This window comes from Streptomyces sp. NPDC037271 (assembly GCF_055603605.1).
Map to the genome: position 1 here is coordinate 31,934 of NZ_JBVJVN010000033.1, position 20,346 is coordinate 52,279.

General features: G+C 69.3%; 20 protein-coding genes. 18 read left to right on the forward strand and 2 right to left on the reverse strand.

The genetic code is table 11. The annotated features are described in order from the left end of the window. Window positions 1-19 precede the first annotated feature (19 nt). Window positions 20-598, forward strand: coding sequence for a hypothetical protein (locus ACZ7G3_RS33515; protein WP_470930257.1), 579 nt, complete (start codon window positions 20-22; stop codon window positions 596-598). A gap of 93 nt (window positions 599-691) precedes the next feature. On the opposite strand, the gene ACZ7G3_RS33520 is transcribed toward ACZ7G3_RS33515, so the two are convergent. Then, complete coding sequence (locus ACZ7G3_RS33520; protein WP_426518598.1) at window positions 692-997, reverse strand: ferredoxin; 306 nt, start codon at window positions 995-997, stop codon at window positions 692-694. 245 nt (window positions 998-1,242) lie between these two features. Between ACZ7G3_RS33520 and arc the strand changes: the two genes are divergently transcribed. The 6 genes from arc (at window position 1,243) to prcA (ending at window position 7,362) form a co-directional block, all read left to right on the forward strand. Continuing rightward, window positions 1,243-3,009 carry a proteasome ATPase gene (arc, locus tag ACZ7G3_RS33525; RefSeq protein ID WP_426602412.1) on the forward strand — a complete coding sequence of 589 codons (1,767 nt, stop codon included), beginning with the start codon at window positions 1,243-1,245 and terminating at the stop codon, window positions 3,007-3,009. A 232-nt stretch (window positions 3,010-3,241) separates the two neighbouring features. Next, the gene (dop, locus tag ACZ7G3_RS33530; protein ID WP_426602413.1) at window positions 3,242-4,753 is read left to right on the forward strand and encodes a depupylase/deamidase Dop; all 1,512 of its coding nucleotides are present in this window, start codon (window positions 3,242-3,244) and stop codon (window positions 4,751-4,753) included. A gap of 177 nt (window positions 4,754-4,930) precedes the next feature. Next, window positions 4,931-5,149 carry a ubiquitin-like protein Pup gene (locus ACZ7G3_RS33535; RefSeq protein WP_043374843.1) on the forward strand — a complete coding sequence of 73 codons (219 nt, stop codon included), beginning with the start codon at window positions 4,931-4,933 and terminating at the stop codon, window positions 5,147-5,149. A 6-nt stretch (window positions 5,150-5,155) separates the two neighbouring features. Next, window positions 5,156-5,746 (forward strand): endonuclease VII domain-containing protein, encoded by a 591-nt coding sequence (locus ACZ7G3_RS33540; RefSeq protein ID WP_470930260.1) that lies wholly within the window; start codon window positions 5,156-5,158, stop codon window positions 5,744-5,746. After that, window positions 5,698-6,543: a proteasome subunit beta gene (gene prcB / locus ACZ7G3_RS33545; RefSeq protein ID WP_398136586.1), complete on the forward strand. Its 846-nt coding sequence runs from the start codon at window positions 5,698-5,700 to the stop codon at window positions 6,541-6,543. The genes ACZ7G3_RS33540 and prcB overlap by 49 nt, the downstream gene beginning before the upstream one ends. A 63-nt stretch (window positions 6,544-6,606) precedes the next feature. After that, a complete protein-coding gene (gene prcA, locus ACZ7G3_RS33550) occupies window positions 6,607-7,362 on the forward strand; it encodes a proteasome subunit alpha (protein ID WP_426554805.1) in 756 nt (251 codons plus the stop codon). A gap of 60 nt (window positions 7,363-7,422) precedes the next feature. Here the strand turns inward: prcA and ACZ7G3_RS33555 are convergent, their stop codons facing one another. Further along, window positions 7,423-8,439: a LacI family DNA-binding transcriptional regulator gene (locus tag ACZ7G3_RS33555; protein WP_470930263.1), complete on the reverse strand. Its 1,017-nt coding sequence runs from the start codon at window positions 8,437-8,439 to the stop codon at window positions 7,423-7,425. Window positions 8,440-8,546: 107 nt separating this feature from the next. On the opposite strand from ACZ7G3_RS33555, the gene ACZ7G3_RS33560 reads away from it, so the two are divergent. The 11 genes from ACZ7G3_RS33560 (at window position 8,547) to ACZ7G3_RS33610 (ending at window position 19,979) form a co-directional block, all read left to right on the forward strand. Beyond that, complete coding sequence (locus tag ACZ7G3_RS33560) at window positions 8,547-9,806, forward strand: MFS transporter (protein WP_470930287.1); 1,260 nt, start codon at window positions 8,547-8,549, stop codon at window positions 9,804-9,806. Window positions 9,807-9,815: 9 nt separating this feature from the next. Then, the gene (gene pafA, locus ACZ7G3_RS33565; protein ID WP_217141436.1) at window positions 9,816-11,177 is read left to right on the forward strand and encodes a Pup--protein ligase; all 1,362 of its coding nucleotides are present in this window, start codon (window positions 9,816-9,818) and stop codon (window positions 11,175-11,177) included. A 144-nt stretch (window positions 11,178-11,321) separates the two neighbouring features. Next, the gene (locus ACZ7G3_RS33570; RefSeq protein WP_470930265.1) at window positions 11,322-12,323 is read left to right on the forward strand and encodes an FKBP-type peptidyl-prolyl cis-trans isomerase; all 1,002 of its coding nucleotides are present in this window, start codon (window positions 11,322-11,324) and stop codon (window positions 12,321-12,323) included. Between the two features lie 60 nt (window positions 12,324-12,383). Then, window positions 12,384-12,755, forward strand: coding sequence for an FKBP-type peptidyl-prolyl cis-trans isomerase (locus tag ACZ7G3_RS33575; RefSeq protein WP_426602418.1), 372 nt, complete (start codon window positions 12,384-12,386; stop codon window positions 12,753-12,755). 148 nt (window positions 12,756-12,903) lie between these two features. After that, entirely contained in the window at window positions 12,904-13,881 is a 978-nt protein-coding gene (locus ACZ7G3_RS33580; RefSeq protein ID WP_470930267.1) for a helix-turn-helix transcriptional regulator, read from the forward strand. An 18-nt stretch (window positions 13,882-13,899) separates the two neighbouring features. After that, window positions 13,900-14,937, forward strand: coding sequence for a helix-turn-helix transcriptional regulator (locus ACZ7G3_RS33585; protein WP_426602420.1), 1,038 nt, complete (start codon window positions 13,900-13,902; stop codon window positions 14,935-14,937). A 29-nt stretch (window positions 14,938-14,966) separates the two neighbouring features. Further along, window positions 14,967-15,227, forward strand: coding sequence for a hypothetical protein (locus ACZ7G3_RS33590; RefSeq protein ID WP_053142264.1), 261 nt, complete (start codon window positions 14,967-14,969; stop codon window positions 15,225-15,227). Between the two features lie 59 nt (window positions 15,228-15,286). Next, on the forward strand, window positions 15,287-15,481 hold the full coding sequence (locus ACZ7G3_RS33595) for a hypothetical protein (protein WP_470930270.1): 195 nt from the start codon (window positions 15,287-15,289) through the stop codon (window positions 15,479-15,481). A 278-nt stretch (window positions 15,482-15,759) separates the two neighbouring features. Next, on the forward strand, window positions 15,760-16,050 hold the full coding sequence (gene tatA, locus ACZ7G3_RS33600; RefSeq protein WP_426518628.1) for a Sec-independent protein translocase subunit TatA: 291 nt from the start codon (window positions 15,760-15,762) through the stop codon (window positions 16,048-16,050). A 47-nt stretch (window positions 16,051-16,097) separates the two neighbouring features. Continuing rightward, the gene (gene tatC, locus ACZ7G3_RS33605; RefSeq protein WP_426602422.1) at window positions 16,098-17,048 is read left to right on the forward strand and encodes a twin-arginine translocase subunit TatC; all 951 of its coding nucleotides are present in this window, start codon (window positions 16,098-16,100) and stop codon (window positions 17,046-17,048) included. Between the two features lie 78 nt (window positions 17,049-17,126). After that, entirely contained in the window at window positions 17,127-19,979 is a 2,853-nt protein-coding gene (locus ACZ7G3_RS33610) for a DEAD/DEAH box helicase (RefSeq protein ID WP_470930273.1), read from the forward strand. Window positions 19,980-20,346: the final 367 nt, after the last annotated feature.

A 20,346-nucleotide genomic window follows, 5' to 3' on the forward strand; every position in this document is an offset into this window, starting at 1 on the left:
CTCACAGGAGACACTCCTCGTGCAGCACCCCGCCGTTCCGGACCTGTCACACACGCACACCCGTCCGATCCACTGGGTCGCCACCGCCACGGCCCTCGCCGCAGTGGTGGCCCTGTCCTCGGTCCTGCAGCCCGACGCCGCCACGGCGGCGCAGACCGCAGCGCCCGCACCGAAGAACGCCCCCGCGCGCACCGCGCCGCCCGATCCGGCGGCCGTCGCCTTCCCCCTGGAGTGCGGCCCGGTCGAGGCGGTGGTGCAGCAGAAGGCCTCCGGCGACCTCGACGGCGACGGCCGGCCCGAGACGGTGGCCGTCGTGCACTGCGACGCACCCATGGGCACCCCGCCCGACGGGGTGTACGTCATCACGCGGGACGCCGACGGCGGCAAGCCCCGCGTGGTGGCCACCCTCGTGAACCCGCGGGACCGCCGGACGGTCACCGACTTCGCGGTGCGCGGCGGCGCCGTCCACGCGACGCTTCTCGGCTACTCGTCGGCCGACGTGCCCAGTTGCTGCCCGGACGTCACGGACCACGTGAAGTGGCAGTGGAAGAACGGCACGTTCGTCCGCGACACGCCGTCCCAGGCGCGCACCGTCTGACCGACGACCCCGCGACGGACGGTGCGACACATCAGACAGCATGGGACAGCATCGACATCGGTCACGGAGCGTGTGGATTAAGTCACAGTTCGGTCACTCTGTGTCCGGACCGTAAACCTCGGCCCTGTCCGAAACACGACGCACATGGATGCACTCCCCCGGACACTCCTTCACGGAGTCGACCACGTCCGTGAGAAGCGGCAACGGCACGGGCGTTGCCGCCCCCGGGCTCTGCAGAAGCTCGTCGTCCGCACCCTTGACGTACGCCAGACCGTCGATGTCCAGCTCGAACACCTCGGGCGCGTACTGGGCACAGATGCCGTCGCCGGTACACAGGTCCTGATCGATCCAGACCTCCAGTGCCTCGCCGTCGACTCCGGCCTCCTGCTGCACAGTCATCTCTCCTGCCGTTTCCTGCGCCGAGCCGTTCGGGAATCCGGCCAGCTCTGACGGGTGTTGAACGCCTCGACCCTACCTCCGGCTGGGTTCCACCCACGTTCCGTGGGTATTCCCCTGGCGTGAGGGAGAGCGCAAGGGTGAAGATCGGACACACCCCGACAGTCTTTGTGATCTAGGGGTTTCAATCGACACCCACCCAGGTAGGGTCTGGAAGCGTCCAGCTCCCCTTGGAGGAGGTGAGGACCGTGGCAGCCCACGACGACGACATGAACCGCGGCATCCGCCCGGGACGCGGGTCCGAAGACCCGGCCGGGCAGGTGGCCTACCTTGAGCAGGAGATCGCCGTCCTGCGACGCAAGCTCGCCGAATCTCCGCGGCACACGAGGATTCTCGAAGAGCGGATTGTCGAGCTGCAGACCAACCTGGCCGGCGTGTCCGCCCAGAACGAGCGGCTCGCCGGCACACTGCGTGAGGCCCGCGACCAGATCGTGGCCCTCAAGGAGGAGGTCGACCGGCTGGCCCAGCCCCCGGCCGGCTTCGGCGTCTTCCTGCAGGCCAACGAGGACGGCACCGCCGACATCTTCACCGGCGGCCGCAAACTCCGGGTGAACGTCAGCCCGAGCGTCGAGCTCGACGAGCTCCGACGCGGCCAGGAAGTGATGCTCAACGAAGCACTCAACGTGGTCGAGGCCATGGAGTACGAGAGCGTCGGCGACATCGTCACCCTCAAGGAGATCCTGGAGGACGGCGAACGAGCCCTGGTGCTCGGGCACACCGACGAGGAGAGGGTGGTACGGCTCGCCGAACCGCTGCGCGGCATCAACATCCGCCCCGGCGACGCCCTCCTGCTCGAACCCCGCTCCGGCTACGTCTACGAGGTCGTCCCCAAGAGCGAGGTCGAGGAACTCGTCCTCGAAGAGGTCCCCGACATCGGCTACGAGCAGATCGGCGGCCTCGGCGGACAGATCGAGGCCATCCGCGACGCGGTCGAGCTCCCCTACCTCTACCCCGACCTGTTCCGGGAGCACGAGCTGCGTCCGCCCAAGGGCGTCCTGCTCTACGGGCCCCCCGGATGCGGCAAGACACTCATCGCCAAGGCGGTCGCCAACTCGCTGGCCAAGAAGGTCGCCGAGGTGACCGGCCAGGCCGCCGGCAAGAGCTTCTTCCTCAACATCAAGGGCCCCGAACTCCTCAACAAGTACGTCGGCGAGACCGAGCGGCAGATCCGCCTCGTCTTCCAGCGGGCCCGCGAGAAGGCCAGCGAGGGCACCCCCGTCATCGTCTTCTTCGACGAGATGGAGTCCCTCTTCCGCACCCGCGGCTCCGGCGTCAGCTCGGACGTGGAGAACACCATCGTCCCGCAGCTGCTCGCCGAGATCGACGGCGTGGAGGGCCTGCAGAACGTGGTCGTCATCGGCGCCTCCAACCGCGAGGACATGATCGACCCCGCCATCCTCCGGCCCGGCCGGCTCGACGTGAAGATCAAGATCGAGCGCCCGGACGCCGAGGCGGCCAAGGACATCTTCGGCAAGTACCTCACCGAGCGCCTCCCCCTCCACGTGGACGACCTCACGGAACACGAGAAGGACAAGGCAGCCACCGTCCAGAGCATGATCCAGACGGCGGTGGAACAGATGTACGCCGAATCCGAGGAGAACCGCTTCCTGGAGGTCACCTACGCCAACGGCGACAAGGAAGTCCTCTACTTCAAGGACTTCAATTCCGGCGCCATGATCGAGAACATCGTGGGCCGCGCCAAGAAAATGGCGATCAAGGACTTCCTCGAGAAGAACCAGAAAGGCCTCCGCGTCTCCCACCTCCTCCAGGCCTGCGTGGACGAGTTCAAGGAGAACGAGGACCTGCCCAACACCACCAACCCGGACGACTGGGCCCGCATCTCCGGAAAGAAGGGCGAGCGCATCGTGTACATCCGTACGCTCGTCACCGGAAAGCAGGGCGCCGACACCGGACGCTCCATCGACACGGTGGCCAACACCGGTCAATACCTGTAAAAGGCGGGGCGGCTGCGGGTGCCCTCAGCGGGTACCCGCAGCCGACTGTTTTCCGGAGCCCCGACTGGAGCAAGGCAATGCCGCAAATGATCTCCCCACCAGCGCAAAGGCGTTCTAGGCTCTTCCGTACCGCCGAGTCGCGCAGTGCGGGGACGGGCACCGCACACGCATCGGAGCGCCAGCGGTACTTGAGCGGCACCCACGACGGGCGCCGCCGGGCAAGGAGGGCCGCATGACCGTACGGCGAGTAATGGGCATCGAGACGGAGTACGGGATCTCCGTCCCCGGCCACCCGAACGCCAATGCCATGCTCACCTCGTCCCAGATCGTCAACGCCTACGCGGCGGCGATGCACCGGGCCCGCCGGGCCCGCTGGGACTTCGAGGAGGAGAACCCGCTGCGGGACGCGCGAGGCTTCGACCTCGCCCGCGAGGCCGCCGACTCCAGCCAGCTCACCGACGAGGACATTGGCCTCGCCAACGTGATCCTCACCAACGGAGCACGGCTCTACGTCGACCACGCCCACCCCGAGTACAGCGCTCCGGAGGTCACCAACCCGCGGGACGCGGTGCTGTGGGACAAGGCCGGCGAACGGATCATGGCCGAGGCCGCCGAACGGGCCGCCCAGCTGCCCGGGGCCCAGCCGATCCACCTCTACAAGAACAACACCGACAACAAGGGCGCCTCCTACGGCACCCACGAGAACTACCTGATGAAGCGGGAGACCGCCTTCTCGGACATCGTGCGCCACCTGACGCCGTTCTTCGTCTCCCGCCAGGTCTTCACCGGCGCCGGCCGCGTCGGCATCGGCCAGGACGGCCACGAGCACGGCTTCCAGCTCAGCCAGCGCGCGGACTACTTCGAGGTCGAGGTGGGCCTGGAGACCACGCTGAAGCGGCCCATCATCAACACGCGCGACGAACCGCACGCGGACGCCGAGAAGTACCGGCGACTGCACGTGATCATCGGCGACGCCAACCTGTCGGAGATCTCGACCTATCTGAAGCTGGGCACCACGGCCCTGGTCCTCTCGATGATCGAGGACGGGTTCATCGCCGTCGACCTGGCCGTGGACCAGCCGGTCCGCACCCTGCACCAGGTCTCGCACGACCCGTCCCTGAAGCGACTGGTCACCCTCCGCAGCGGGCGCACGCTCACCGCGGTGCAGCTCCAGATGGAGTACTACGAGCTGGCCCGCAAGTACGTGGAGGAACGGTACGGCGCGGACGCCGACGACCAGACCAAGGACGTCCTGGGCCGCTGGGAGGACACCCTCAACCGGCTCGAGAACGATCCGATGAGCCTGGCCGGCGAACTGGACTGGGTCGCCAAGCGGGAGCTCATGGAGGGCTACCGGCGCCGTGACGACCTGGACTGGGACGCCGCCCGCCTGCACCTCGTGGACCTCCAGTACGCCGACGTACGGCCCGCCAAGGGCCTGTACAACCGCCTCGTGAGCCGCGGCCGCATCAAGCGGCTGCTGGACGAGACGGAGGTCGAGCGGGCCCGTACGAAGCCACCGGAGGACACCCGCGCGTACTTCCGCGGGCGCTGCCTGGAGCAGTACGCGGACGACGTCGCGGCGGCCTCCTGGGACTCGGTGATCTTCGATCTGCCGGGACGGGACTCGCTGCAGCGGGTGCCAACCCTGGAACCGCTTCGCGGAACGCGTAATCACGTCAAGGAGCTCCTGGACCGCTGCCGCACCGCGGAAGACCTGGTCAAGGTCCTGGCCGGCGGGTAGGCGGGCCGAGCGGGTACACGGAGGAGACCGCCGGACAGGGTGGAAACCCACCCGGTCCGGGAACCATCGAGAGGGCCCCCGTTCGTTGGAGAAACGCGGGGCCGATGTCGGACCCGGCTTGTAGGGTCTGATCTTGACCGAGCAACTGTGTCGGGCGAACCGAGCGGGGTGAGGGTTATGGCGACCAAGGACACCGGCGGCGGCCAGCAGAAGGCCACACGTTCCACCGAGGAGGTCGAGGAGCAGGCGCAGGACGCGCAGGCTTCCGAGGACCTCAAGGAGCGCCAGGAAAAGCTGAACGACGACGTGGACTCCGTTCTGGACGAGATCGACGATGTGCTCGAAGAGAATGCCGAGGATTTCGTGAGGTCCTTTGTTCAGAAAGGTGGGGAATAGGGCTAAATGTTCAATTTGGATGCCGGGAAGAAGTGCTCGGCATGCAAGCGGACTCTGCCTGCCAGTGCATTCGCGGCCAACAGGTCCAAGCTCGACAGGCTTCAGGACCGTTGCCGCGAATGCGGGGCCCAGGCATACCGCCGCCGCCAGGAAGCTCAGGGCAAGAAGGTTCGTCGAGCGGACGTGCCCGAGGGGTTCAAGCACTGCCTGGGTTGTGACGAGGTCAAGCCGTGGAGTGAACGGCATCGCAACGCGACGGCCTCGGACGGGCTGTCGACGCGTTGCAAGGCTTGCCGGGCCGTTGCCGGGCGGGCACGCCACCTGAAGCGTCACTACGGCCTCACCGAGGCTGAGCGGGACACGATGGTCGCCTCTCAGAAGGGCCTCTGCGTGATCTGTCTGAAGGCTCCGGCCGTGCACGTGGATCACTGCCACAAGACGGGTAAGGTCCGTGGCGTACTGTGCTTCAACTGTAATTCGGCCATCGGCAAGTTGGGAGACGATCCCGACGCTGTTCGTCGGGCTGCCGCCTACCTGGAGGGAACTTCGTGGAAGCCAACACTCGTAGCACCGGGCGTCTACCAGCTGCCTTCCTGACGCCCGGGTCCTCCTCCTTCATGGACTTCCTCGGTGAGCACCAGCCGGAGATGCTCCCGGGCAACCGGCAGCTGCCGCCGGTGCAGGGCGTCGTCGAGGCACCGCACGGCACCACGATCGTGGCGGTCACGTTCCCCGGCGGTGTCGTTCTCGCCGGTGACCGGCGGGCCACGATGGGCAACATGATCGCCCAGCGGGACATCGAGAAGGTCTTCCCGGCCGACGAGTACTCGGCGGTGGGCATCGCCGGTACGGCGGGTCTGGCCGTGGAGATGGTGAAGCTGTTCCAGCTGGAGCTGGAGCACTTCGAGAAGGTCGAGGGGGCCCAGCTGTCCCTCGAGGGCAAGGCCAACCGCCTGTCCACGATGATCCGGTCCAACCTGGGCATGGCGATGCAGGGGCTGGCCGTGGTGCCGCTGTTCGCCGGGTACGACGTGGACCGGGGCAGGGGGCGCATCTTCTCGTACGACGTGACGGGCGGGCGGTCCGAGGAACAGAGCTACGCGACCACCGGGTCGGGCTCGATCTTCGCCCGTGGCGCGATGAAGAAGCTGTTCCGTGAGGACCTGACCGAGGAGCAGGCCACGACGCTCGTGGTGCAGGCGCTGTACGACGCGGCGGACGACGACTCGGCGACCGGTGGTCCCGATGTCGCGCGCCGGATCTACCCGATCATCACTGTGATCACCGAGGACGGCTTCCGCCGGCTGAGCGACGACGAGGGTGCGGAGCTGGCCCGCGCGGTGCTGGAGCGGCGGCTCGAGCAGCCCGAGGGCCCGCGGGCCGCGCTGCTGTAGCGGGCGCGGTCGGTCGTGTTGTCAGGTGGTTCAGTGACCTCTTCAGAAAGGGACGGATAACCGGTGTCGACGCCGTTCTATGTCTCACCCCAGCAGGCGATGGCGGACCGGGCGGAGTACGCCCGCAAGGGCATCGCCCGTGGCCGCAGCCTGGTCGTGCTGCAGTACGCCGACGGCATCGTGTTCGTCGGCGAGAACCCGTCCCGTGCGCTGCACAAGTTCAGTGAGATCTACGACCGGATCGGCTTCGCGGCCGCCGGCAAGTACAACGAGTACGAGAACCTGCGGATCGGCGGGGTGCGCTATGCCGACCTGCGCGGTTACACGTACGACCGTGACGATGTGACGGCGCGGGGGCTGGCCAACGTCTACGCCCAGACGCTGGGCACGATCTTCTCCAGCCAGGCCGAGAAGCCGTACGAGGTGGAGCTGGTCGTCGCCGAGGTCGGTGACAGCCCTGAGAACGACCAGATCTACCGGTTGCCGCACGACGGTTCGATCGTGGACGAGCACGGTTCGGTCGCGGTCGGGGGCAACGCGGAGCAGATCAGTGGGTACCTGGACCAGCGGCACCGGGACGGAATGACGCTGGCCGAGGCGCTCAAGCTGGCGGTGCAGGCGTTGTCCCGTGACACGAACGGCAGTGAGCGGGAGATTCCGGCGGAGCGGCTGGAGGTCGCGGTGCTGGACCGTACGCGTCCGCAGAAGCGGAAGTTCAAGCGGATCGTGGGGGGTCAGCTGTCGCGGCTGCTGGATGCGGGCGCGGGTGCCGAGGACCTGTCCCTGCCGGACGAGGACGGGGACGAGGGCGAGGAGTAGCGGGCGGTCGCTGCGCGAGAGCCTGCGAGCGGCGCCGGGTGCCATGGGCCCCGGTGCCGTTCAGTTTTCGGGGGGCGGTGCCGTGGAGCCTCGTACGACCAGGTGGACGGGGATGTCGCCCGCCTGGGGCGGCTGTCCTTCCATGACCGCGAGCAGGGCCCGCATGCCGCGTTCGCCGAAGAGTTCCGCGTCGAGGCGGACGGTCGTCAGTTCGGGGTCGATGGCCGTGGCGAGGCCGAGGTCGTCGAGGCCGGTGATCGAGAGGTCGTCGGGGATGCGGAGTCCGGCGCGCCGGGCGGCCTTGTAGGCGCCGGCCGCGAGTTTGTCGTCGTCGCAGACCAGTGCCGTGGGCCGGGGCCCGGGGGCGGCGAGTGCGGCTTCCGTGGCGGTCAGGGCGCCCTCGATGGAGATGGGGGCGTAGGCGGTGCGCAGGTCGGTGCCGGGGGCGGCGGCCAGTCTTGCCGACAGTTCGCGGGCTCGGATGTCGAAGGTCCAGGACGGGACGTCCGCCGCGAGGTGGAGGAAGCGGCGGTGGCCCAGGGAGAGCAGGTGCTGCGCGACCTGGCGGATGCCGTCGGCGATGTCCAGGTTGACCGTCGCGGCGCCGAGACTGCCTTCCGGGTCGCTGTCCAGCATGACCAGGGGGAGCTGGTCGCCCCGGATCGCGGTGAGTGCGTCGGCGGCCATGGAGGAGGCGATGACGCCGTCCAGGGCGGCTTGGGCGGAGGCGAAGGGGTCCCGGGCCGGGCCGACGCCCTCGGGGGAGGGGTAGAGGACCACTCCGAAGCCGTGCTGGGCGGCCACGCGCGCGGCGCCCGTGTACACCTCCGCGAAGAACTCCGTGGTCAGGGCGGGGACGACCAGCAGCACCGTGCGGGTGCGGCCGAGGCGGAGGTTGCGGGCGGCGAGGTTGGGGCGGTAGCCGAGTTCGTGCGCGGCCTCGCGGACCCGCTGGGCCGTGGGCTCCGAGACGCGGCCGCGCCACTTGTCGCCGAGGACCAGGGAGACCGCGGCCTGGGAGACGCCGGCGGCCTGGGCGACGTCCCGGCTCGTGGGGCGGGTGCTGCCTCGTGCCACCGTTCGCCTGCGCTTTCTTCTGGACTCGTGAACAGGCGACATGGTACGTATGGCGGCGGAAGTTATACGTAAAACCTCATTGGATGGTTCAGCGGAAGGGGTGGGTCGTGGTCGCCGGGTACCTGGACATTCTTCGGGCGCGGCATGCCGTCCGGTTGCTCGTCGGCACGCTCGTGGGGCGGCTGCCCAACGCCACCGCGCCGATCGCGATCGTGCTGTTCGTGCGGGCCGAGGGAGGGTCGTACAGCCTCGCGGGAGCGCTGGCCGCCGTGTACGGAGTCGCCAACGCCGTGGGTCAGCCGGTGCTGGGGCGGCTCGTGGACCTGTACGGGCAGCCGCGGGTGCAGTTGCCGGCCGCCGTGCTGTCGGGGCTGGCCATGGCCGTGTTCGCCTGCGCGGGCACCGGGACGGTCGCGTTCGCGTACGCGGCGGTGGGAGCCGCGGGTCTGTTCACGCCCCCGCTGGAGGGCGGGCTGCGGGCGCTGTGGCCGAGTGTGCTCCGCAAGGAGGACCAGGTGCACACGGCGTACGCCATGGACGCCATCGCGCAGGAGGTCATGTTCACCGTCGGGCCGCTGCTCGTGACGGTGTGCGTCTCGCTCTGGTCGCCGCTGGTGGCCCTGCTGGTGCTGAACGCGGTGGGTGTGCTGGGGGCCCTGTCCGTGGTGGTGTCGCCCCCCTCGCGCGCGTGGCGGTCGGCGCCGCGCGAGGCGCACTGGCTGGGCGCGCTGCGTTCGCCCGGGCTGCTGGTGCTGCTGGGGGCCTTCCTGTTCATCGGGATGGCGCTCGGATCCATCACCGTCGCCTCCGTGCCGTATGCCGACGAGCACGGCGGTGACGCCGTCTACGGCTGGCTGATGGCCGCTCTGGGGCTCGGCGCGCTGATCGGTGGGGCCGTGTACGGGGCCCGGCGGTGGGCCGGAGAGCCCGCGCGGCGACTGCGGGTGCTCGTGGCCCTGCTGGCGGTGTGTTACCTGCCGCTGATGCTGATGCCGGGTGCGGTCGCCATGGTCCTGCTGACCGTGCTCGCGGGTGTGTTCCTGGCGCCGTGCATCGCCTGTGCGTTCGTCCTGGTCGATCTGCACGCGCCGCGGGGGACGGTGACGGAGGCGTTCTCGTGGCTGGTGACGACGTTCACGGTGGGGGCCTCGGTGGGTACGGGCCTGGCGGGGCCGGTCGTGGAGCACGGCGGGGCGCTGTGGGGGTTCGCCGTGCCCGGGGCGGCCGGGGTGGTGTCCCTGCTCGTCCTGGCGTGCACCGGCCGGGTCCTCGCAGCTCCCGCCCGGCAGGCGGTGGTTGCGGCTTCATCGGAAAATGATCCGAACCGTGCCGTCGAACCCCGTTTCAGTTCGGGTCATCAGGCGTAATGTTCAGTCATGGACCGCCGCATTTTCGGGCTGGAGAACGAGTACGGCGTCACGTGCACGTTCAGGGGACAGCGCCGCCTGTCGCCTGACGAGGTGGCGCGGTACCTCTTCCGCCGTGTCGTGTCATGGGGCCGCAGCAGCAATGTCTTTCTGCGCAACGGGGCCCGCCTCTATCTCGACGTGGGATCGCATCCGGAATACGCCACACCCGAATGTGACAACGTGATCGAACTCGTCACCCACGACAAGGCGGGCGAGCGCATTCTCGAGGGACTCCTGGTGGACGCCGAACGACGCCTGCACGAGGAGGGAATCGCGGGCGACGTCTACCTCTTCAAGAACAACACCGACTCCGCGGGCAACTCCTACGGCTGCCACGAGAATTACCTGGTGGCCCGGCACGGGGAGTTCTCGCGGCTCGCGGACATCCTCATTCCGTTCCTGGTGACCAGGCAGCTGCTGTGCGGTGCCGGCAAGGTGCTGCAGACGCCGCGCGGTGCGGTGTACTGCGTCAGCCAGCGGGCCGAGCACATCTGGGAGGGCGTCTCCTCGGCGACCACCCGCTCCCGGCCCATCATCAACACGCGCGACGAGCCGCACGCCGACGCCGAGCGCTACCGGCGCCTGCACGTCATCGTGGGCGACTCGAACATGTCCGAGACGACCATGCTGCTCAAGGTCGGCGCCACCGACCTGGTGCTGCGCATGATCGAGGCGGGCACGGTGATGCGCGACCTCACCCTGGAGAACCCGATCCGGGCGATCCGCGAGGTGAGTCACGACATCACCGGGCGTCGGAAGGTGCGCCTGGCGAGCGGCCGGGAGGCGTCCGCGCTGGAGGTGCAGCGGGAGTACTACGAGAAGGCCGTGGACTTCTGCGAGCGCCGCGGTATCCGCACCGGCACCGTCGAGCGGGTGCTGGAGTTGTGGGGCCGCACGCTGGAGGCGATCGAGGCGGAGGACCTCGACCGCATCGACACCGAGATCGACTGGGTCATGAAGTACAAGCTCCTGGAGCGGTACCGGGCCAAGCACAACATGACCATGTCGCATCCGCGGGTCGCGCAGATAGACCTCGCCTACCACGATATCCACCGCCGTCGTGGCCTGTACTACCTGCTCGAGAAGAAGGGCCAGGCCGCGCGGGTCGCGAACGACCTGAAGATCTTCGAGGGCAAGTCCGTTCCGCCGCAGACCACTCGGGCCCGGCTGCGTGGCGACTTCATCCGCCGGGCCCAGGAACAGCGCCGGGACTTCACCGTCGACTGGGTCCATCTCAAGCTCAACGACCAGGCCCAGCGGACCGTGTTGTGCAAGGACCCGTTCCGTTCGGTGGACGACCGGGTGGAGAAGCTGATCGCCGGGATGTGAGCCGGGCGAGGTGAGACACGCGTTTCCGCACGAGCGGCGGAACGCCACACGGGCACCGTACGTTAGCCGTACGGTGCCCTTCTCACGCCGTAGAGTTGCGCGCACTTCGTCAAGCAGGACCGATACCGATACGAGGCCCCCACCGTGCGCCGACGCTCACTTCTCATCGCAGTCCCAGCCGGACTGGTCACACTCGCCGCATGCGGTGACGAGGACTCCGGCTCGGGCGACGCCGGCGACAGTGCGACGCCGGAGGCGTCGGCCACGTCCGGACCGCCCGCGCCGAAGATCGTCGACGGTCCGCTGCCGGCGATCACCGCGGGGACGAAGTTCGACGAGAAGCCGACCGTGGCCAAGGGCAGTGGCGAGCCCTCCAAGGACCTCGCGGTGAAGACGGTCATCGCCGGTGGCGGCAAGGCCGTCGCCGAGAACGACTTCGTGTCGGTGAACTACCTGGGCCAGATCTGGGAGAGCGCGAAGGTCTTCGACAACTCCTACGACCGCAAGGCCCCGCTGGTCATCCAGCTGGCCCAGGGCAGCATCATCGACGGCTGGCGGTACGCCCTCACCGGTAAGAAGACCGGCAGTCGCGTCCAGTTCTCCGTGCCGCCCACCTGGGGGTACGGAGAGCAGGGCAACGAGCAGGCGGGTATCGAGGGCTCCGACACGCTGGTGTTCGTGGTCGACGTGCAGGACACCTTCAACGCCAGGAGCTCCGCCAAGGGCAAGGAAGTCCCCCAGGACGACGCGGCCCTGCCCAAGGTCGGCACCAACACCGACGGCCAGGCGCCCGCCATCGACGTACCCAAGGCCGACGCGCCGAAGAAGCTCGTCGCGGAGTACGTCCTGGAGGGCGACGGCGTGGAGGTCGGCGCCCAGGACAGCGTGCTCGTGCAGTACAAGGGTGTGGTCTGGGACGGTGGCAAGGAGTTCGACTCGACGTACGGCAGGAAGCAGCTGACGTCGTTCTCGCTCGAGCAGGTCGTCAAGGGCTGGTCGCAGGGCCTGACCGGCAAGAAGGTCGGCAGCCGCGTCCTCATCGTCATCCCGCCGGACCTGGGCTACGGAGACAGCCCGCCGCAGGGCAGCGGCATCGAGAAGGACTCCACGCTGGTCTTCTCCGTCGACATCCTGGCGAAGATGTGACGCCTCGGAAATGTAAGACTTGGGCCGTTGCCTTTTCGCAGACAAGCAGGAGCTGAACACGTGAGCATCGACAAGCCCGAGGTCGACTTCCCGGGCGGGGAGCCCCCGGCGGACCTCGAGATCAAGGACATCTGGGAGGGTGACGGCCCGGTTGCCGAGGCCGGTCAGACCGTGACCGTCCACTACGTGGGCGTGGCCTTCAGCACGGGCGAGGAGTTCGACGCCAGCTGGAACCGTGGTACACCGTTCCGCTTCCCGCTCGGTGGCGGCCGCGTCATCGCGGGCTGGGACCGGGGCGTGCAGGGCATGAAGGTCGGTGGCCGTCGCCAGCTGACCGTCCCGGCCCACCTCGCCTACGGCGACCAGAGCCCGACCCCGGCCATCCAGCCGGGCGAGACGCTGATCTTCGTGGTCGACCTGCTCGGCGTCTGATCGAAGTCTGATCGAAGTCTGATCGACCTCCGATCGGAGCCGGTCACCGAGGGCCCATCCCCGTCCGGGCATGGGCCCTCGGCTTTTGCCGGGCCGCCGCGGGGCGGTACGGTCATCCGTCGTAAGCACCATAGGGAGAAGGGCGTCGATGGCCATTGCCAAGGCCGAGCGGCTGATGAACCTGGCGCTGTGTCTGCTCGGGACGCGGCGGCCACTCAGCAAGCGTGAGCTGCGTGATTCCATCGAGGCGTATGTCGAGGCCTCCAGGCCCGGCCAGGGAGCGGCGGGCTCCGACGACTCCTTCAACCGCATGTTCGAGCGGGACAAGGACGACCTGCGGGAGCTCGGGCTGGTCATCGAGACCGTCGAGAGCCTCGACGGCGAGGTCGGTTATCTGGCCCGCCGTGACAGCAACCGCCTGCCGCCCATCACCCTGGACGCCGAGGAGGCCGCCGCGCTCGGGCTCGCCGCCAAGGTGTGGCAGCAGGCCCGGCTGGCCGGTGCTGCGAGCGGCGCGCTGCAGAAGCTGCGCGCGGCCGGACTGCCCGAGGACGTCGACCCGTACGAGGCGCACAGCGCGCTGGAGCCGCGCATCCCCGTGCACGAGGCCGCCTTCGAGCCGCTGATGCTGGCCTGCCGCGACCGGCGGCCGGTCGTCTTCGAGTACCGCAAGGCCAACGCCGCACAGCCCGAGCCCCGGCATGTCGAACCGTGGGCGCTGGAGTGCTGGCGCGGCCACTGGTACCTGGCCGGCTTCGACCGCGACCGCGGTGCCGAACGGGTCTTCCGGCTGTCCCGGATCACGGGGAAGGTGCGCTCGCGCGGCGCCCGGTTCACCGCTCCCGTGCCCGACGTCGTCACCGTCCGGGAGACGGTCGCGAGCTGGGCGGGGGAGACCGCCGACCGTTCCGCGCTGATCCGGCTGCGCGCGGGCGCCGGGTACCCCCTTCGGGCGAAGGCCACCGGGGTCCGGGAACTCGGGGACGGCTGGGACGAGTTGGAGATTCCGTACGGGCACGGCCTGGACGCCTGGCTGGTCGAGTTCGGGCCGGACGTGGTGGTGCTGGAGCCCGCGGAGTTGCGTGCGGACGTGGTGGACCGGCTGCGTGCCGTGGCCAAGGGCTGAGGGGGAGCGGACAACACTGTGGCAGGCAAACCGGTCAGGCCAGTGAACGCCATCGACCAGACCCGACGGATGCTGTCCCTGGTGACGTATCTGCGTGAGCGCCCGGGGGCCCGGGTCGAGGACGTCGCGCGCGCCTTCGGCATCACCGAGGACGAGCTGGTCTCCGACCTCGACGTGCTGCCCATGTGCGGCACCAGCTTCCGCGGCGGCGACCTGCTCGACATCGACACCGACGGCGAGCGCATCTGGTGGCACAATCCCGCCGCCCTCGGCGCGGACGCCGCCGAGCCGCTGCGGCTCGCCGCCGACGAGGCCACGGCGCTGCTCGTCGCCGCCCGTGCCGTGGCGACCCTGCCCGGCCTGCGCGAGAGCGACCGGCAGGCGCTGCTGCGGGCGACCGCCAAGGTGGAGACCTCGGCGGGGGAGGCCGCGGGCGCCAGTTCGCGCCTGTCCGTCACCTTCGAGTCCGAGGGCGGCGTCTTCGCCGACGTCGACCGGGCCATCTCGGAACGCCGCCGGCTGTGGATCCGCTACTACTCACCGGCCCGCGACGAGGTCACCGAGCGCGAGATCGACCCCATCCGCCTGGTCAGCGTCGGACACACGTACGTGGAGGCCTGGTGCCGCCGCTCCGAGGCCCGGCGCACCTTCCGCCTCGACCGCGTTGCCGAGATCCGCATCCTGGACGAGCCGTCCGCGCCGCCCGAGGTGGAGCTGCGGGACCTGTCGGAGGGGCTGGTGCAGCCTGCCGCCGAGGACCCGGAGGTCGTCGTGGAGGTCGGCCCGGGCGGGCGCTGGGTCGCCGAGTACTACCCGCACGACAGCGCGGACGAGCTTCCCGACGGCGGACTGCGCATCACCCTGCGCACCCCCGACCCCGCGTCCCTGCGGCGGCTGGCGCTGCGGCTCGGGCGCGACGGCCGGATCGTCTCCCCGCCCGAGCTCGCCGGCAGCGCCCGGCAGGCGGCCCGCGAGGCGCTGGCGGCGTACGACGGCATCGAGGCGGCCGGCGCGCCGGGCGGGGCGCGGCACGACAGGCAGGAGCGAGGACTGTGAGCGAGCCCGCGGGACCAGGTGCGCCGGGTATGACGGCGGCGTCCGCGTTCGCCGGCATGCGCCGTGTGTCCCCGGTCGTGTTCAAGGCGGGCTGCCCGGACTGCCGGGGCCGCTTCGAGCTCGCCGCGAGCGCCCTGCGCCTCGCCATCGGGGCCACGAGCCGTACGACGTTCTACTCGTTCACCTGTCCCGAGTGCGGGTCCGCCGTCCGCAAGCCGGCGGGGGAGCGGGTCGTGGAGCTGCTCACCGGCGGCGGGGTCAGGACCCTTCGGCTGCACTCCACTGTCTAGGAGCGGCGTCCGGGACCGGCGTTCGGGACCGGTCCGCGGGACGGTCTAGGCTCGGCTTCATGTTCTGGCCGATGTTTGCGGTTGCCGTGGGTTTCCTGGGTCTCGTCGTTCTCGCGGTGTGCGCCGTGCAGGTGTTCGTGGAGGCGCGGCGCCTGGGCCGGCAGGTGACGGACTCCGCCGACCGGATCAGCCGGGCGGCGGAGGACCTGGAGCGCGCGACCGCGAGCGCCGCACGCGCCGTGGACGCACTGTGAACGCCTGAAGGCCGCCGCCGATCTTCGCACGTGCCCCGCCGGATTCGTGTGAGTTGCGTTATGGGGCACTTCGCCCTGTCACCCCACACGTCCCTGAAGGTACGCTGCTGGTCGCGGCCCGGAAAACGAGGCCCGGCCGCGGACGGGAGTACGCACGGGGATTGCCTCACGTTTACCCCTGAGCGTTACGATCGCTGCACAAGACGATCGATCGGACGCATGTCCGACCGATCGGACAGCACCCCCACCCAGCCGCCTCGGTGAGAAGGTAAAGACTTATGTTCGGAAGGCTCGGCGCCCCCGAGATCATTCTCATCCTCGTCGTCATCATCCTGCTGTTCGGCGCGAAGAAGCTTCCGGACATGGCGCGGTCGCTCGGCAAGTCGGCGCGCATCCTCAAGAGCGAGGCCAAGGCGATGAAGAGCGAGAGCAAGTCCGACGACGCCGCTCCCGCCGACCCGCCCAACAACCCCGAGCAGGCCGCGGCGCAGCGCACCATCCAGGCCGCCCCCGGCGATGTGACCAGCTCCCGGCCGGTCGCCGAGCCGACGGACACGACCAAGCGCTGACACAGGGCCGGTGACCTCCGGCCCGCCGCACGAGATGGGAACGTGGGTTGCTGAAGCCTGCCCGCAACAAGGAGAGGGACCCCGAGGGGCGGATGCCCCTCGCGGAGCACCTTCGTGAGCTCCGCAACCGGCTCGCGAAGGCGCTGCTGGCCATCGTCGCCGTCACCGTCGCCGCCGCCTTCTTCTACAACGACATCATCAACTTCTTCACCGACCCGGTCCTCGACTCGGTCGGCTGTGCGAAGTCGTTCGAAGAGCTGGCGAAGTCGAAGGCCGACACGGACCCGTGCGCGCAGATCACGATCAACGGTCTGCTCGGTCCCTTCACGCTGGCGCTGAAGGTGTCCCTGATGGCCGGTATCGTGTTCGCCTCGCCGGTCTGGCTCTACCAGCTGTGGGCGTTCGTCGCCCCCGGACTGCACCGCAACGAGAAGAAGTACGCCTACGCGTTCGTCGCCACCGGTGCCCCGCTGTTCCTGTTCGGCGCCTACTTCGCCTACGTGGTGCTGCCCACCACCGCGAAGGTGCTGATCGAGTTCACACCGTACGAAGTCGACAACCTGCTGCCGCTGGACGACCTGCTCGACCTCGTGACGCGCATGGTCATCGTCTTCGGTCTCTCCTTCGAGCTGCCGCTGCTGCTGGTGATGCTCAACTTCACCGGGGCGCTGACCGGCAAGCGGATGCTCGGCTGGTGGCGCGCCATGATCATGGGTATCACCTTGTTCTCGGCCATCGCCACGCCGAGCACGGACCCGCTGACCATGCTCTGGCTGGCCGGACCTATCTGGGTCCTGTACTTCGTCGCGGTCGGCATCTCCCTGCTGAACGACCGCCGCAGGGGCCGCCGGGAGGCACTGATGCCGGACGACGACGAGGCGTCCGAGCTGGACCTCACCCCTGAGGACATCGGCGAGATCGAACCCGTGACCGCCGCCCGCGCCCTGCCCGAGCAGACGACGAAGGACCGGGTCAACGGCTACGACGACGTGACCTGAGGCACGACGGGGCGGTGACGGCACGCGTCGCCGCCCCGCGCACGCCCTCACGGAGCCCCCACGGGGCCGATCCCGATAATGATCGTCCTGTTGTCAGCGCGGCCGGGTACGCTCGAAAGCACGATGACAGAGGATCTCTCACCGGCCGAGCGGTACGCGGCAGCACGCCGGCGCGCTGCCGAGCAGGCCACCGCGCTCGCCTCCTTCCGCGAGATGTACGACTTCGGCCTCGACCCCTTCCAGATCGAGGCCTGCCAGGCGCTCGAGGCGGGCAAGGGTGTGCTGGTGGCCGCGCCCACCGGTTCCGGCAAGACGATCGTCGGCGAGTTCGCCGTCCACCTCGCCCTCCAGCAGGGCAGGAAGTGCTTCTACACGACACCCATCAAGGCGCTGTCGAACCAGAAGTACGCCGACCTGTGCCGCCGCTACGGCACGGACAGGGTGGGCCTGCTCACCGGCGACAACAGCGTGAACTCCGACGCCCCGGTGGTCGTGATGACCACCGAGGTCCTGCGGAACATGCTCTACGCCGGCTCCCAGACCCTCCTCGGCCTCGGTCACGTGGTCATGGACGAGGTGCACTACCTCTCCGACCGCTTCCGCGGCGCCGTGTGGGAGGAGGTGATCATCCACCTCCCCGAATCGGTGACCCTGGTGTCACTGTCGGCGACCGTGTCGAACGCGGAGGAGTTCGGTGACTGGCTCGACACCGTGCGCGGTGACACCCAGGTGATCGTCTCCGAGCACCGGCCCGTGCCGCTGTTCCAGCACGTGCTGGCCGGGCGCCGGATGTACGACCTGTTCGAGGAGGGGGAGGGGCACCGGAAGGCCGTCAACCCGGACCTGACGCGCATGGCGCGCCTGGAGGCGAGCCGCCCGTCCTACCAGGACCGCAGGCGCGGCCGTGCCATGAAGGAGGCCGACCGGGAGCGCGAGCGCAGACAGCGCTCCCGTGTCTGGACACCGGGCCGGCCCGAGGTCATCGAGCGGCTCGACTCCGAGGGGCTGCTGCCCGCGATCACCTTTATCTTCAGCCGTGCCGCCTGCGAGGCGGCGGTCCAGCAGTGCCTGTACGCCGGGCTCAGGCTCAACGACGAGAACGCGCGGGAACGGGTGCGTTCCCTGGTCGAGGAGCGCACGGCCTCCATCCCCACCGAGGACCTGCACGTCCTGGGCTACTACGAGTGGCTGGAGGGGCTGGAGCGCGGCATCGCCGCCCATCACGCGGGCATGCTGCCGACGTTCAAGGAGGTCGTCGAGGAGCTGTTCGTACGCGGGCTGGTCAAGGCCGTCTTCGCGACCGAGACCCTCGCCCTCGGTATCAACATGCCCGCCCGCTCGGTGGTGCTGGAGAAGCTCGTCAAGTGGAACGGCGAGCAGCACGCCGACATCACGCCCGGTGAGTACACCCAGCTCACCGGCCGGGCCGGCCGGCGCGGCATCGACGTCGAGGGCCACGCCGTCGTGCTGTGGCAGCGCGGCATGAACCCCGAGCACCTCGCGGGACTGGCCGGCACGCGCACGTACCCGCTGCGCTCCAGCTTCAAGCCGTCGTACAACATGGCGGTCAACCTGGTCGAGCAGTTCGGCCGGCACCGCTCCCGGGAGCTGCTGGAGACCTCCTTCGCGCAGTTCCAGGCGGACAAGTCGGTCGTCGGCATATCCCGGCAGGTGCAGCGCAACGAGGAGGGGCTCGAGGGTTACAAGGCCTCCATGACCTGCCACCTCGGAGACTTCGAGGAGTACGCGCGACTGCGCCGCGAGCTGAAGGACCGGGAGACCGAGCTGGCCCGGCAGGGCGCCAGCCAGCGGCGCGCCGAGGCCGCCGTGGCGCTGGAGAAGCTGAAGCCGGGCGACGTCATCCACGTGCCGACGGGCAAGTACGCCGGCCTCGCCCTGGTGCTGGACCCGGGACTGCCCGCCGGGCGGTCCAACGGCCACCGCGGCTTCGAGCACCACGACGGGCCCCGCCCGCTGGTGCTGACCGCCGAGCGGCAGGTCAAGCGGCTGGCGTCGATGGACTTTCCGGTTCCGGTCGAGGCGCTGGAGCGCATGCGCATCCCGAAGGCCTTCAACCCGCGCTCGCCCCAGTCCCGCCGCGACCTCGCCTCCGCGCTGCGCACCAAGGCCGGGCACATCCCGCCGGAGCGCGCCCGCAAGAAGCGTTCCCAGGCAGCCGACGACCGGGAGATCGCCCGGCTGCGCAAGGACATCCGAGCCCACCCCTGCCACGGCTGCGACGACCGCGAGGACCACGCCCGCTGGGCCGAGCGCTACCACCGGCTGCTGCGCGACACGTCCCAGCTTGAGCGCCGGATCGAGGGCCGGACGAACACCATCGCCCGGACCTTCGACCGGATCGTGGCGCTGCTGACCGAGCTGGACTACCTGCGCGGCGACGAGGTCACCGAGCACGGCAAGCGCCTCGCCCGGCTCTACGGTGAGCTGGACCTGCTCGCCAGCGAGTGCCTGCGCGAGGGCGTCTGGGAGGGCCTTTCCCCGGCCGAGCTCGCCGCCTGCGTCTCCGCGCTGGTCTACGAGTCCCGGGCCGCCGACGACGCGATGGCGCCGAAGCTGCCCTCCGGCAAGGTCAAGGCGGCGCTCGGTGAGACGGTCCGCATCTGGGGCCGTCTCGACGCCCTGGAGGAGGACTTCCGGATCAGCCAGACCGAGGGCGTCGGCCAGCGCGAGCCCGACCTCGGCTTCGCCTGGGCGGCGTACATGTGGGCGTCCGGCAAGGGCCTCGACGAGGTGCTGCGCGAGGTGGAGATGCCCGCCGGTGACTTCGTGCGCTGGTGCAAGCAGGTCATCGACGTCCTCGGCCAGATCTCGGCAGCCGCGGCCGCCGCGGGCTCGACGGTTCCGAAGAACGCGCGCAAGGCGGTCGACGAACTGCTGCGCGGAGTGGTCGCCTACTCGTCCGTGGGCTAGCCAGACCCCGCATCTCAGAGGCCCGGCGGGATCCCGCCGGGCCTCTGTGCGTTCCGAGGTGCCCTCTGGGCCTCTTTCCCTCATCACGGTGAGTGATTTTCGTACCATCATTCGTCATCACTCTATGCGTTCGAATGACTCCCGAACGTGTAAATGGGTTCGAGGGTACTCCAGTCCCGGTGCCCGTTTCAGGTGCTTGCTGAATATGACATGGCGATGATCCGCTCGGACTAAGCTCGCCCGCAGCGCACCGAGTTGAGGTGGAATCGCGCGCTTGTTCCCCCATGCGCCGAAGCTCCCGACAACTCCCAGAGATACCCCGCCGCAAGCTCCCCCATCCCAGTCGATTCGTTTCCAGAGGGCCTAC